Raw genomic sequence first — 12,809 nt, 5'->3', positions numbered from 1 at the left:
GGGAAGCACGCGCGGGAGAACCGCGCGCGCTCATTTTTCGGCAGATCTTACTTCAGGCCGATTTCGGCAAGCTGAAGCTGGCTGTTGGTCGCGATTGTCGGCGTGAAATCCACGTCTTCGCCGACGCGGGCGAAGCCTACCATGTGGAACAGCAGCACGTCCGCGATCACATCGTCATGCAGATAGCCGAAGAGTTCCGACCACAGCGCGTCGCGCTCTTCGCCGGTTGCCGCGGTTGCTTCCTCGATCAGTTCGTCGGCATGCGCATCGGCAATGCCCGACTGGCGGCCTTCGGAGTGGTACTTGAAGAACATCGAGAATACCGGATCGCCGCGCGAATTGTCATGCTGCGCGCCGACCAGGATCGGGCCGCGATCATCGACATAGGGCTTGGAGTAGAACTGTTCGTGTTCCGCCACCTCGACCATCTGGAGCTTCACGTTGAAGCCCGCCTCGTTCAGCATGCTGGTGATCGCCTCGTAGAATTCGGTCGCGCCGGGGAAGTTGCCGGTGCGGCCGACCAGCAGGATCTCGGTGTCCACCGGAACGCCGTCCGCTGCGGCTTCCTCGAGAAGCGCGCGAGCGCGTTCGGGATCATAGGGCCAGGCCTCGGTGTCGGGGTTCCAGCCGAGCGTCGTCGGCACGTTGATCGCGGTGGCGATATCCGCGCCTTCGGGCAGGATGGTGCCGATGAAGGCTTCCCGGTCGATGGCGATGTTCAGCGCTTCGCGCACGCGCTTGTCGGAAAGCGGCGGGACGGAGTGGTCGATCCGCAGATAGGTCGTCTCCGAGTTCGGGTAGGCGTGGTCGAGATCGGTGGTGGCGTCGATGGCCGAGATCGAGGGCGCGATGTCGGCCTCGCCGGTCTCTACCATGGCGGCGCGCACGGCGGCGTCGGAACGGAAGACATATTCCGCCGTTTCCACGGCCGGGGCCTCGCCCCAGTAGCCGTCGCGGCGCGTCAGCGTGATGGACTGGCCCGGCGTCCAGTCGGACAGCACGTAAGGTCCTGTGCCGATCGGCTCGCGGGTGAATTCGACCGGCGTTTCCGACGGCACGATGGTCAGAAGCGACAGCAGCAGCGGCAGGATCGGCTGCGCGGGATCGGTGGTGAAATCGATCGTGTGCTCGTCCACGACCTTCGGCGTGATCGTGATCCCGTCATAATAGCGCGAGATCTCGCAGACGATCTGGTCGCTCTGCGCCCTGTCGAAAGAATGCTTGACGTCTTCCGCGTCAAAGGCCGAACCGTCGGAGAACGTCACGCCCTCGCGCAGGTGGAAGCGCCAGGTGTTGTCGTCGGTCATTTCCCAGCTTTCCGCCAGGCGCGGTTTCAGCCCCTCATCGCCGCGAACGTCGAGTTCCGTCAGCGTTTCGGAGATGTTCTGGAGCACGATGCGCCCGATATTGGAGCGCGTCGCCATGCATGGCTCGACCAGATCCGGTTCTTCCGCAAGCACCACGGTGACCGATCCTTCCTCCTGCGCAAAGGCCGGCGTCAGCGATGACGCCAGCATAAGCCCGGCAAGCAAAGTTCTGCGTTTCATTGTTTTCCTCCTCCAGGAACGTCGCAGCATAATGTCTTTTCAGGCCCTTGCGCCGCTGCCCGCGCGAAAAAAGGTCTGACATGGCCCGTCTGTTGTTGCGCAAATCCGGCCTGAATGCCGGATCAAGCTTCCGGCGATATTGGTAAAGTTGATAAACTTTGTCAAATGACTTCTCGGTTTAATTGCTGCATCCGAATTTGATATCGAATTAAATATATGAAATAAAATGATAAATTTACATATCCATGCGAGCCCTTGAGAATCTAGCCAAAAACTTCAACTTGACAACTTGTTTTCCGGTCTGTTTTTTGAAGGCCAGAATCAAGCGGAGGAGCATGTGCATGACGCCGGAGGAAATCGCCCGGAAGATGACGGGAAAATTTGAGGCGCGTCCCGACGGCAGGCAGGCCGTTCTTCCCGCGCCGACGGTGCAGAACCATGCCGCGTTCCTGTCGCGCCTGCCGGGCGGGCGCCTCGTTTGCGCCTGGTTCGGCGGCACGCTGGAAGGCAAGTCCGACATTTCCATCCACGCCTCGCTGCTCGATTCCCACACGGGGGAATGGGGCGAGGCGGTGCGGCTGACGGATGATCCCGACCGTTCGGAACAGAACCCGGTGATTTTCGTGACGCCAAAGGGCGATATCCTGCTTTTCAACACCGCCCAGCCCGCCGGCAATCAGGACGAGTCGCGCGTCTTCGTGCGCCGGCTCACGCTGGAAGGCGGCCGGCTGGCGGCTGCTGAGGCGCGCGAAATGGGCCTGCCGCCCGGCACCTTCGTGCGCGCCGCTCCCTTTGTGCGCGATGACGGGGCCTGGTGTCTGCCGCTCTTCCGCTGCAATCCGCAGCCCGGCATTCGCTGGACCGGCGCCTTCGATACCGCGGCGGTCGCCGTCAGCACGGATGATGGCGAAAGCTGGGAGGTCGTCGACGTTCCGGACTCGGCCGGGTCCGTGCACATGACGCCGGTGAGCCTGGGCGGAGGCGAGATGATCGCGCTCTATCGCCGGCGCCAGTCCGATTTCGTTCATCGCTCCGAAAGCCATGATGGCGGGCGAAGCTGGAGCGCGCCCGCGCCGACGGATGTGCCGAACAACAACAGTTCCGTCAACGCCGTGCGCCTTGAAGGCAATATCGTGGCGATGGTCTGCAACCCGGTCTCGGCCGCGCAGTCGGAAGCGCGCCGCGCCTCGCTCTATGACGAACTGGAGGCGGACGACGCCCGGCCGGAGGCCCGCGAAGGCTGCAACCCGATCTGGGGCGTCGAGCGCGCGCCGCTGACGCTCTGTCTTTCGGGCGATGGCGGCCGCACCTTTCCGGTGCGCTACACGATCGAGGAAAGCCCCGGCACCTGCCTTACCAACAATTCGCTCGATGGCCGCAACAAGGAGCTTTCCTATCCGGTGCTGCTGCTGCGCGAAGATGGCGGGCTCGATATCGCCTACACGCTTTACCGCCGGGCCATCCGGCATGTCGCGCTCGATGCCGCAACCGTTGCGGCGCTTGTCGCGCAGGTTCCGGACCACCGGACGTGAAAGGAGAGAAAATGAACAGCATGGATCGCCCGATCACGCTCCATCAGCCGAAGCGACTTGAGGTCGGCGTCGGCACGGCGGCAACGCTCGGCGACTGGGCCGCTGACGCCAAACGGCCTTTCGTCATCGCCGGCGGCCCCACGGCCGATTATGTCGAGCGGCTTCGTCTTCCCGGCGATGTGCGGGTCTATGCCGAAGCGCCGCCGGAGCCCGATCTTCCCGCCTTCGAGGCGGTGCTGGATGCGGCCCGCGCGCACAGGCCGGACCTGATCGTCGGTCTTGGCGGCGGCTCCGTTCTCGACGTCGCCAAGCTGACGGCGGCGCTCTGGGACGGGGCGCAATCCGTCCGCGATGTCGTGGGGCCGAACAAGGTCGCCGGCAGGCGCACGCCGCTGGCGCAGGTCGCGACCACGGCGGGCACCGGTTCTGAAGCCGGTATCCGCGCGCTGCTGACCGATCCCGAGACCAAGTCGAAACTCGCGGTCGAAAGCCCGTTCCTGCTGGCCGATATCGCCATCCTCGATCCGGAGCTCACCTATTCCGTGCCGCCGGCGGTAACGGCGGCGACGGGCATCGATGCGCTCGCCCATTGCGTCGAGGCCTTCACCAATATCCGGGCGCACGACCTGATCGACGGTTACGCCCGGCTCGGCATTGGCCTGATCGGCCGATATCTCGGCCGTGCGGTTGAAAACGGAAATGATGCCGAGGCGCGCGCGGGCATGATGCTCGCCTCGTATTACGGCGGCATCTGCCTGGGGCCGGTCAATACGGCGGCGGGTCATGCGCTCGCCTATCCGCTCGGCACCCGGCTCGGCCTTCCGCATGGGCTCGCCAACGCCATCATCTTTCCGCATGTGCTGGCCTTCAACCAGCCCGTGGCGGCGGAAAAGACCGGCGAGATCATGGCCGCGCTCGGCCTTTCGGCGGAAACGCCGGACGCGGTTCAGCGCGCCGCCCATCAGTTCTGCGCGGATCTCGGTGTCGAGATGCGGCTTGCCGCCCATGGCGCCGACGAGGCGGACCTGCGGCTCTGGGCCGAGGAGGCCCACGCGATCCGCAGGCTGATGGACAACAACCCGCGCGACATATCGGTCGACGATGTGCATGCGATTTACCGGGCGGCCTTCTAGGCGTTGCTGCAAAGGGGAGCGCGGCTGCCTCGCCGCCTCCAGTTTGCTGACAAACGTCTCCCACATACCGGGTCATCCTCGGGCTTGACCCGAGGATCCAGACCGCCCGGCGAGGTCTCGCCATAAATCTTTGAAAAAATCAGTGACCTAACCGCCTGGATGCTCGGATCAAGTCCGAGCATGACCCAAGAACGAACGGTCGATGACACATGATGGTCAAAGCTTGGTGCTTTGTCAGCAGGGAGGTGGCCGTCGTCACCTGTCTTCAGAGTGAAAGATCGAACAGGCCGCCGCCGAACAGCCGCTCGCGCGAGTGCTCGATATGGGCGCGCATGGCGGCGCGGGCGGCGTCCGGCGCGCGTTCCCTGATGGCGGTGTAGATGGCCTTGTGTTCGGCCAGCACCTCCTCCAGCGCCCAGGCGCCATCGGACATCAGCGTCTCGCCGTGCAGCTTCATGCCGACATAGATGTGGTCGCGCAGCGCCTTCAGCGTTTCGCCGTAATACTGGTTGTTGGTGGCCTGGGCGACCGACTGATGAAAGGCGAAATCGGCATCCTCGCGGTGAAGCTGCTGGCCGGTCGCATCCGACAGGAGATGCAGCGCCCGTTCCATTTCGGCAAGCGCCGCCTCATTGCGCCTGAGCGCGGCAAGGGCGGCGGCATCGGTCTCGACGGTCAGGCGGAACTCGTAGCAGCGCTGGATATCGGCGATGGTTTCGACGGGGGTGTAGCCGAGCGCCGTCTCGCGCTTGATCCGCACGAAATTGCCGGCGCCCTGGCGCGAATAGATCAGCCGCTCGTCGCGCAGCCGCTCCAGCGCCACGCGCAGCACCGGGCGCGATACGCCGAATTTGACCGACAAATCCTTTTCCGCCGGCAGTTTTTCATTGGCGCCGTAATCGCCGCGCATGATCCGCCCGCGCAGCGCCTCATAGACCTTGTCCGACAGCGAGGTGCGCCGTTGCGCGGCGCCGCGATCCGTGTCCTGGTTCAGATTGTCGGTCATCGCATGTCCTCTTCGTCATCGCCGCTCTCCGCCTCGGCAAAAATCTCGGCGAGAAGCGACGGCGTACCAAAACCGCCCGATTTTGTCACGAGTTGTAAATTTCCCCAAGGCGCCACGGCATGGCTGACCGGCAGGCCGGGCCGCAATTCGGCGGCCACTTGTAAACTTCGGATGCCGAGGCGGTCGAGAATGCCGTTGCAGCTTTCGCCGCCCGCGACCAGTAGCGACCGTGGCATGAGTGCGCTGAGCAAGCGGCTCGCGCCATCGCAATAGCGGACGCCGGCCGCGTCACCGGAAAGGCCGCCGCCGCCATCGCTGATCGACAGAACGAGCGGCAGTTCGGCCCCTGCCATCGCCGGAACCGCGCCATCGGGCGCTTCGACCACCGGCGTCAGCGCCCGCAGGTGCTCGACCTGCACCACCGTGATCGGGTCGCGCGAACCGTTGATAATCACCAACGGAGGCGTGAGCCGGAAAGGCTGCGGTTCGGGACGTCCGGCGGCGCGCGCCAGCGCGAAGGCGAGGCCGCGCGCCCCCACCCACAGCACATCGGAACCGGCGTCGGCGACCAGTTCGTCCATGTCACGTTCGTTCGCGGTATCCGGTATCGCGGCAGAGACCCCGATGCGGGGTGCCACGACGATCGGCGCGGCAATGCCGTCGCCAGTCAGCATTCCGCTCGTTACGCGACGGCCCATCGACGGGATCGCCGGGGTCGCGATGATGCGGCGCGCGCCGAGCGCTGCCTGCAGCACGGGCAATTCAGCAGCGATATTGCCCTTGAGCCGCGAGTCGACCTTCTTCATGACGATCGGAATATCGGCCACCGGCAGGCGGGCGAGCGCCGTCGCCATGCGCTGCGCCGCTTCCTCCGCGTCGCATTCCCGGCTTGCCGTATTGACCGCGAGCACATCCGGCGATTGGCTTAGAATCTCGGGAATAGCATCCGGATTGCGCGCCACCAGCACGGATCGCCCCGGTCCCGCAAAGGCGACGCTCGAATCAAGCGCGCCCGTCAGGTCATCGGCTATGATCAGAACGTCCGGCGGCACTATCATCTCCCGAGGTTGTCATTATTGTTACCTTCCGATCTTGCGATAAAAAGCGGATAAATTTCAAGGTGAAATGACGTTTCACATTAATTTATGCGCCGGTTATTGAAACCTGTTTACCTATAAGTTAAAAGCTGAGCGACGCGTCGTTCTCGGGAGGCCTTCATGAAACAGTCAATCGTCATCACCATGGGGGATCCGTCCGGGGTGGGCGCGGAGGTGACCGTGAAGGCGCTGGCCGCGCGTGATACCGCCCTGCGTCGTCAGGTTCGCGTCATCGGGGACCGGTCCACGGTCGCCCGCGCCGCAGCGGTGTGCGGCATCGATCTGCCGGTTGTCGCGCCGGATGAGGCCGGCGACGGTATTCGGGTCGACCATGTCGCCGTCGATGGATTGCCGCAGAAATTCGGCGTTTTGAGTCCGGCCTGCGGAGAGGCCTCCTACCGCTATATCGCCCGCGCGGTGGATCTGGCCATGGGCGGCGAGGCCGCCAGCATCGTCACCGCGCCGATCAACAAGGAAGCGCTGAATGCGGCGGGGCATCACTATGATGGCCATACCGGCATGCTGGCGCATCTGACGGGATCGACGTCGTCATGGATGCTGCTCGCCTCCGAGCGGCTCAACGTCGTGCATGTCTCGACCCATGTATCGCTCAGGGATGCGATCGGGCGGGCCACGATGGAGCGTGTGCTCGAAACCATCCGTACCGGCCACAAACACATGAAGCGCATGGGGCTCGAAGCGCCACGCATCGCGGTGGCGGGCATCAATCCGCATTGCGGCGAGAACGGGCTTTTCGGCCGTGAGGATGACGAGGCGATCGCGCCCGCCGTGGCGGCGGCGAAGGCCGAGGGCATCAATGTGGAAGGGCCGATCTCGGCCGATACCGTCTATCATCGCGCCTATAACGGCGCCTTCGACCTGGTCGTCGCCCAGTATCACGATCAGGGCCATATCCCGATCAAGCTCGTCGCCTTCGATACCGCCGTCAACGTCTCGCTCGGCCTGTCGATCGATCGCTGCTCGGTCGATCACGGCACGGCCTTCGATATCGCCGGCACGGGCAAGGCCAATCACGTCAATATGCTCGCGGCACTCGATTATGCCGCGAAAATGGCCGCCGCCGCGCGCGGCTGAGGGGGAAGAATGACCGACAAGAAGGAAGCATTCGTCGCGCTGGTGACCTGTTTCGACGACGACGAAACCATCAATTACGCGGCGACGCGCGCGCAGGTGCGCCGCCAGGTCTCGGCCGGCAACAACATCATGTGCGCCGGCACCAATGGCGATTTCTCGGCGCTGACCTTCGAGGAGAAGGTGCGGCTTTGCGGCGAGGTGGTCGATGAGGTCGCCGGTCGCGCCCGCGTCATCGTCAATGCCGGTATGCCCGCGACCTTCGAGACGGTGAAGCTGGCGCGCGAATTCGACCGCATCGGCGTCGATGGTATTGCCGTGATCACGCCGTTCTTCATCGCCTGCACCCAGGATGGTCTTGAGCGCCATTTCACCACGGTCGCCGATGCCGTCGAAACGCCGATCTATCTCTACGACATTCCGGCGCGCACCCAGAACCATATCGAGCCCGAAACCGCCCGCAGGCTGGCCGCCCACGGCAATATTGCCGGCATCAAGGATTCCGGCGGCGCGCAGGACACGCTGGAAGCCTATATGGAGGTCGGCCGTTCGGTCGCGGGTTTCGATGTCTATTCCGGCCCCGACCAGTTGGTTCACTGGGCGCTGACCAACGGCGCCAAGGGCTGCATCTCCGGCCTCGGCAACGTCATGCCCGACGTGCTGGCCAGGATCGTTTCATGCGTCAACGCAGGCGACGAGGAGGGCGCGGCGAAGGCGCAGGAAACCTACGCCGCCTTCCGCACCGATCTCTACAAGCTCGGCTACCCGCCGGCCCTGGTGAAGCGGGCGCTCTACCTGCGCGACCCCTCCGTCGGCCTCTCCCGCCAGCCGGCCCTTCTGCCGGATCCGGAACAGGACCGGGAGATCGAGGCGATACTTGAGCGCTACGGCCTGTAGCACGACGCCGCGGCCTTCCGGCCATCAGTCCGGTGTCTTTGATTTTCAACCGCCAGTGAAAAGAGGCGGGCCGTAGCGTGAAATCACAATCGAAACCTGCCCGGTTGATTAAATCAGCTCTCAAAGCCTGCCTGTGATAAAACCGGAATGAGATACCCTACGAATCACCGGGTCAGGAGCGAGGCTGCTGACAGAGTCCCTCTTCCGCTTCCTCCGTCATGCCGGCCGTGAGCCGGCATCCAGGCCGCTTGCGGTGAAGGCTACAAAAGTCCTTGCACGCAAGGATTTGGCTTGCTGGATCACGCCTCCAGACCGGGATGACGGCTGAGAGTGAGACGGGCGCCTGATTGCGTACGAGGTTTGTCAACACGTTGCCCTCTGAACCAATATGTCAGGGGCTGTTCTTTCCGCGCATAAAGGGGCAGTCGTATATTCTTCCGTATGCTCATTCGGTGCAAACCCGGCAGGCTTGGGGCTCGCAACGCCCGTTGCGGTCTTGGCAGCCGCTGCGTCGCGCAAGAGACGATCTATTCCTCTCGCAATTGCCCCCGCCTGTCTTCGCACGGACCGTGCTGCCCTGATCAATAGCAGGAATCCCGGCGCCGCAGGCCGGGTGCAAGTGCGCTCAGCCCATTGCGCTGATCGTGCCGTTTCTCGGACCATCTTTGTCAGCGGAAGAATTGCAGCAAGTCAATGCGGCGGCTTCTGCGTTAGCGCGTTGACAGAGGCAAAATTGTAATACAAGTTTATAATATGAATATATGATGATTTTCGAGAAGCCTGCCGCGAAAGCCAACAGTCGCGAATACGGGACCCTTTCACGCGCATCTTTCATGGTTGAACTCTGAAGGAGTTTTGTTTTGTCCCAGTCAGCATTCTACGTGTCTTGCCCCCGGGCCGGGGAATGGTCTCATGGCTGATGTCGGCTTATCCGGATCCCGCCGGGAGTGGCAGATTGGGAAGGCGGGAAAGGGGCTGGTCGGGGCGCTGGCGCTCGTGGCCTTCTGGGAAATGCTCCGGCTGAGCGGGGTGGTCGACCCGCGCGATCTGCCGTCGGTTGTCGCCATTCTGCGCTCCTTCGTCGTGCAGGTTGCCAACGGCACGCTCATTCTCGCGGCGCTTCAGACCCTGTTGTCGTGGGCGATCGGCATGGCCGTCGCCCTGGTGCTCGGGACCGCGCTCGGCATTCTTCTAGCGCTCGTTCCCTGGCTGGAACGGGCGAGCCGGCCGACGCTGGAGTTCCTGCGCCCGATCCCTTCCGTCGCGCTCATCCCGGTGGCCCTGATGGCGCTCGGGATTGGTGTCGCGATGCAGGTCTCGCTGATTACCTTTGCCAGTATCTGGCCGATCCTGTTCGCCGCGCGCCAGGGCGTGGAGGCGATCGATCCGCGCTATTTCGATGTCGGCCGGGTCTGGGGCCTCGGGCAGGCGGGCCGGATCGCGCGCATCGTGCTTCCCGCGGCATTGCCGTCGATTGCGACCGGCACCCGGATCGCCGCCTCCGTGGCGCTGGCGCTGTCGATCACCGTGGAGCTTTTGACCGGGCGGCCGGGGCTGGGCGCGGTGCTGCAGGCCGCGCGGCTGTCGGGGCAGACCGCTGAAATGTGGGCGGTGGTGTTTTGCGCCGGGATCATGGGGCAGGGGATCAACATGGTCTTCCTGCGCATCGAACGCGCCTTGTTTCCCTGGAGTGGAGAGCACCTTGCCTGATCGCCAAAAACTGACGATCCTGTTCGTCCAGGGGCTGTTCATCGCGCTCCTCGTGACTGTTTGGCAATGGGCCGCGATCGCCCATCCCGCGCCCTATCTGCCGCGAATCGGCCCGATCATCGAGGCATGGCTTTCCTATTTCCAGACGCCTCTTTTACACCAGGCGACCTGGCCCAGCCTTTACCGCCTGCTTGCCGGCTTCGGGATCGGCGCGGGGCTCGGCGTGGCGTTCGGGCTGGCGCTGGGACAGGCGCGCGGCCTCATCGACTGGACACGGCCGACGCTTGAATTCCTGCGCTTCATTCCCGCGGTCGCCATTCTTCCGGGCGCGCTCGTGATCCTCGGGCCGACCGACGGCATGCGGATTTTCATCATCGCCTTCGGGTCGTTCTTTCCCGTGCTGCTTGCCACGCTTGATGGCACAAGGCGGATCGAGCCGCTTCTGCTCGATGTGGCGAAGATCGAGGGGTTGAAGCCGGTGACGGTTTCGTGCCGCGTGATCCTGCCCGCGACCCTGCCGGCGATCTTCGCCGGCCTGCGCATCGCGCTCGGAATGGCGCTGATCATGATGATCATCTCCGAACTCATGGCCGCGACCAACGGGATCGGCGTGGCGATGCTGCGCGCACAACGCCTGTTCCAGAGCGCGAAAGTCTATGGCGGCGTTCTGGCCATCGGCACGATCAGCATCGTTCTCACACTGGCGCTTCTGGCTGTGGAACGCCGGGTGCTGCGCTGGCACGTCGGATGGAGGGAGGGCGCGAAATGACACCTGCAACACGCATTGAGGCGGAAACGATGATGGGCACTGAACTCCTGAAAGCCGAGAACCTGACCAAGGCCTATGCGAACAACCCGGTCCCGGTGCTGGGCGGGGTCGACTTTGCCCAGACCGAGGGCGAGTTCCTTTCGGTCGTTGGCCCCTCGGGCTGCGGCAAAACCACGCTTCTGCGGTGTCTTTCCGGCTTGATGCGGCCCGATTCAGGCGGCGTTTCGCATCGCGGCGAGGCGTTCACCCGACCGCCGGAATGGCTGTCGATCGTGTTCCAGGACTATAATCGCAGCCTGTTTCCCTGGCTCACCGTGCGCGGCAATGTCGGCTTCGGCCTTTCCGAACGCGACCGGGCGAAGAAGGCGGCGATGGTGGACGACGCGATTGAAGCCGTCGGCCTTTCCCATGCCGCCGATCTTCACCCCTGGCAGATTTCGGGCGGGATGCAGCAACGCTGCGCGTTGGCGCGTTCGCTGGTGTCCTCGCCGGGGCTGCTGCTGCTCGACGAGCCCTTTGCCTCGGTGGATGCCCAGACCCGGATCGACCTTCAGGACCTGTTGATGAGGCTGGTTGCCGAACGCGGCATCTCGGCGCTTCTGGTGACCCATGACATCGACGAGGCCGTGTTCATGGGCGATCGCGTCGTGGTTCTGTCAACCCGGCCTGCCCGCGTGGTGGAGGAGGTGATTGTCGATCTTCCCAAACCGCGTGATCAGCTCGAAACCAAGGAGAGCCCCCGTTTCCTCGAACTGCGTCACCATGTCTACACATCGGTGCGCCGGCAAGCCGGGGCGGCCGTCTGAGCCGCCCCCAACAACAAAAAGAAGATCAGCAAAACTTCACCAGAGAGAGAACAAATCGATGTACAAAACCCTGAAAGCACTGATCGTTTCGGCCGCGATGGCCGTGACCACGATGTCGGCCCTGCCACAGCCTGCCGTAGCGCAGGACCTGACCAAGGTCCGCGTCGGCTATATTCCCGTCGGCGTCTATGCCTATCTATGGCGGGCCCGCGATGCCGGCTATTTCGCCGATGCCGGTCTTGAGGTCGAACTCGTGACCATGGCAGGCGGCGGCGAGATCATTCCGGCGCTGCAATCCGGCAGCCTGCAATTTGGCATCTCGGATGCGCTCGGCGTGCTCAACGCCCGCAATGCCGGCATCCCGGCGACCTATGTGTCGTTCAATTTCGCACAAACCGAGGATAGTCCGGTCCACGCGGCGCTGACCTTCGATCCCGAAATCAAGGGTCCCGCCGATCTTGCGGGCAAGTCGGTGGCGACCAATCTCAGCTACAATACCGACTGGACCATGATGCGGGCGTGGCTGCGCGATGCGGGAGTCGATCTCGACACCGTCCAGTTCCAGGAAATTCCCTTTCCCGAAATGGTCGCCTCCGCCCGCTCCGGTTCGGTGACGGTGGTGGGGGCCGTGGAGCCCTTCGTGACGCTTGCCAAAGCGGAGGGCGCCACGGTTCTCGGACATTTCTTCACCGAGGTGAAGTCGCCCGCAGTCCTGTCCGGCGTGGTGGCGATGACGCCGTGGATCGAGGAAAACGAGGAACTCACCGTGGCCTTCGTCGAGGCGATCGACAAGGCGATCGACGATTTCAACAGCGATCCGCAGATCGCGCGTGACACCATCGCCGCCAATACCAAGATCCCGCCGGCAGTGGTGGAGACCATGGAACTCGGCGCGTGGGATACCGATGTCGATCCGAGCGAGATGCAGTTCTGGGTCGACGCCGCCTCTGCCGAGGGCATGCTGGGCGCGGAAACGAACCTGGAAGATCTGGTCTGGACGCCGGCCAATTGATGAATGCTGCGAGGCGGGCGCGCTGCCCGCCTCCCAAAAACTAAAAAGGCACTACGATCTGTGTCGCAATGGCCGGGCGGTGAAAACCCCCGGCCCTTTTTATATGAACCTCTCCCGCCGTGACCGCCAATGGCAGGGCGGTGGCAAGTAACGCCTGATCGTGCAAACCCGAAACAAAAGCCCCGAGCACGGCTTGCATGCTCGGGGC

The 12,809-nt window shown here is 63.7% G+C and carries 11 protein-coding genes; 8 read left to right on the top strand and 3 right to left on the bottom strand.

Annotation, left to right across the window (positions count from 1 at the left end; genetic code table 11):
- Positions 1-47 precede the first annotated feature (47 nt).
- Positions 48-1,547: an ABC transporter substrate-binding protein gene (locus V6767_RS10735; protein WP_448473485.1), complete on the bottom strand. Its 1,500-nt coding sequence runs from the start codon at positions 1,545-1,547 to the stop codon at positions 48-50.
- Between the two features lie 341 nt (positions 1,548-1,888).
- Here V6767_RS10735 and V6767_RS10730 point away from each other — a divergent pair, with 341 nt between their 5' ends.
- Together V6767_RS10730 and V6767_RS10725 are read left to right on the top strand one after the other, a co-directional pair.
- Complete coding sequence (locus V6767_RS10730; protein WP_448473484.1) at positions 1,889-3,079, top strand: sialidase family protein; 1,191 nt, start codon at positions 1,889-1,891, stop codon at positions 3,077-3,079.
- Positions 3,080-3,090: 11 nt separating this feature from the next.
- The gene (locus V6767_RS10725) at positions 3,091-4,212 is read left to right on the top strand and encodes an iron-containing alcohol dehydrogenase (RefSeq protein ID WP_448473483.1); all 1,122 of its coding nucleotides are present in this window, start codon (positions 3,091-3,093) and stop codon (positions 4,210-4,212) included.
- Positions 4,213-4,477: 265 nt separating this feature from the next.
- Here V6767_RS10725 and V6767_RS10720 read toward each other — a convergent pair whose 3' ends face one another.
- Both V6767_RS10720 and V6767_RS10715 read right to left on the bottom strand, forming a co-directional pair.
- Positions 4,478-5,218, bottom strand: coding sequence for a FadR/GntR family transcriptional regulator (locus V6767_RS10720; RefSeq protein WP_448473482.1), 741 nt, complete (start codon positions 5,216-5,218; stop codon positions 4,478-4,480).
- Complete coding sequence (locus V6767_RS10715; protein WP_448473481.1) at positions 5,215-6,270, bottom strand: four-carbon acid sugar kinase family protein; 1,056 nt, start codon at positions 6,268-6,270, stop codon at positions 5,215-5,217. Before V6767_RS10715 ends, V6767_RS10720 begins: the two co-directional genes overlap by 4 nt.
- 165 nt (positions 6,271-6,435) lie before the next feature.
- Between V6767_RS10715 and pdxA the strand changes: the two genes are divergently transcribed.
- The 6 genes from pdxA (at position 6,436) to V6767_RS10685 (ending at position 12,601) form a co-directional block, all read left to right on the top strand.
- Positions 6,436-7,410: a 4-hydroxythreonine-4-phosphate dehydrogenase PdxA gene (pdxA, locus tag V6767_RS10710; RefSeq protein ID WP_448473480.1), complete on the top strand. Its 975-nt coding sequence runs from the start codon at positions 6,436-6,438 to the stop codon at positions 7,408-7,410.
- A 9-nt stretch (positions 7,411-7,419) separates the two neighbouring features.
- On the top strand, positions 7,420-8,304 hold the full coding sequence (locus tag V6767_RS10705; RefSeq protein ID WP_448473479.1) for a dihydrodipicolinate synthase family protein: 885 nt from the start codon (positions 7,420-7,422) through the stop codon (positions 8,302-8,304).
- A gap of 912 nt (positions 8,305-9,216) precedes the next feature.
- A complete protein-coding gene (locus V6767_RS10700) occupies positions 9,217-10,014 on the top strand; it encodes an ABC transporter permease (protein ID WP_448473478.1) in 798 nt (265 codons plus the stop codon).
- On the top strand, positions 10,007-10,783 hold the full coding sequence (locus V6767_RS10695; protein ID WP_448473477.1) for an ABC transporter permease: 777 nt from the start codon (positions 10,007-10,009) through the stop codon (positions 10,781-10,783). Before V6767_RS10700 ends, V6767_RS10695 begins: the two co-directional genes overlap by 8 nt.
- Entirely contained in the window at positions 10,780-11,589 is an 810-nt protein-coding gene (locus V6767_RS10690; RefSeq protein ID WP_448473476.1) for an ABC transporter ATP-binding protein, read from the top strand. Before V6767_RS10695 ends, V6767_RS10690 begins: the two co-directional genes overlap by 4 nt.
- A 58-nt stretch (positions 11,590-11,647) precedes the next feature.
- Positions 11,648-12,601 carry an ABC transporter substrate-binding protein gene (locus V6767_RS10685; protein ID WP_448473475.1) on the top strand — a complete coding sequence of 318 codons (954 nt, stop codon included), beginning with the start codon at positions 11,648-11,650 and terminating at the stop codon, positions 12,599-12,601.
- The last annotated feature ends 208 nt before the right edge of the window (positions 12,602-12,809 follow it).

The organism is Martelella sp. FLE1502 (genome assembly GCF_053484255.1).
This window is presented reverse-complemented; position numbering and strand designations above follow the sequence as displayed.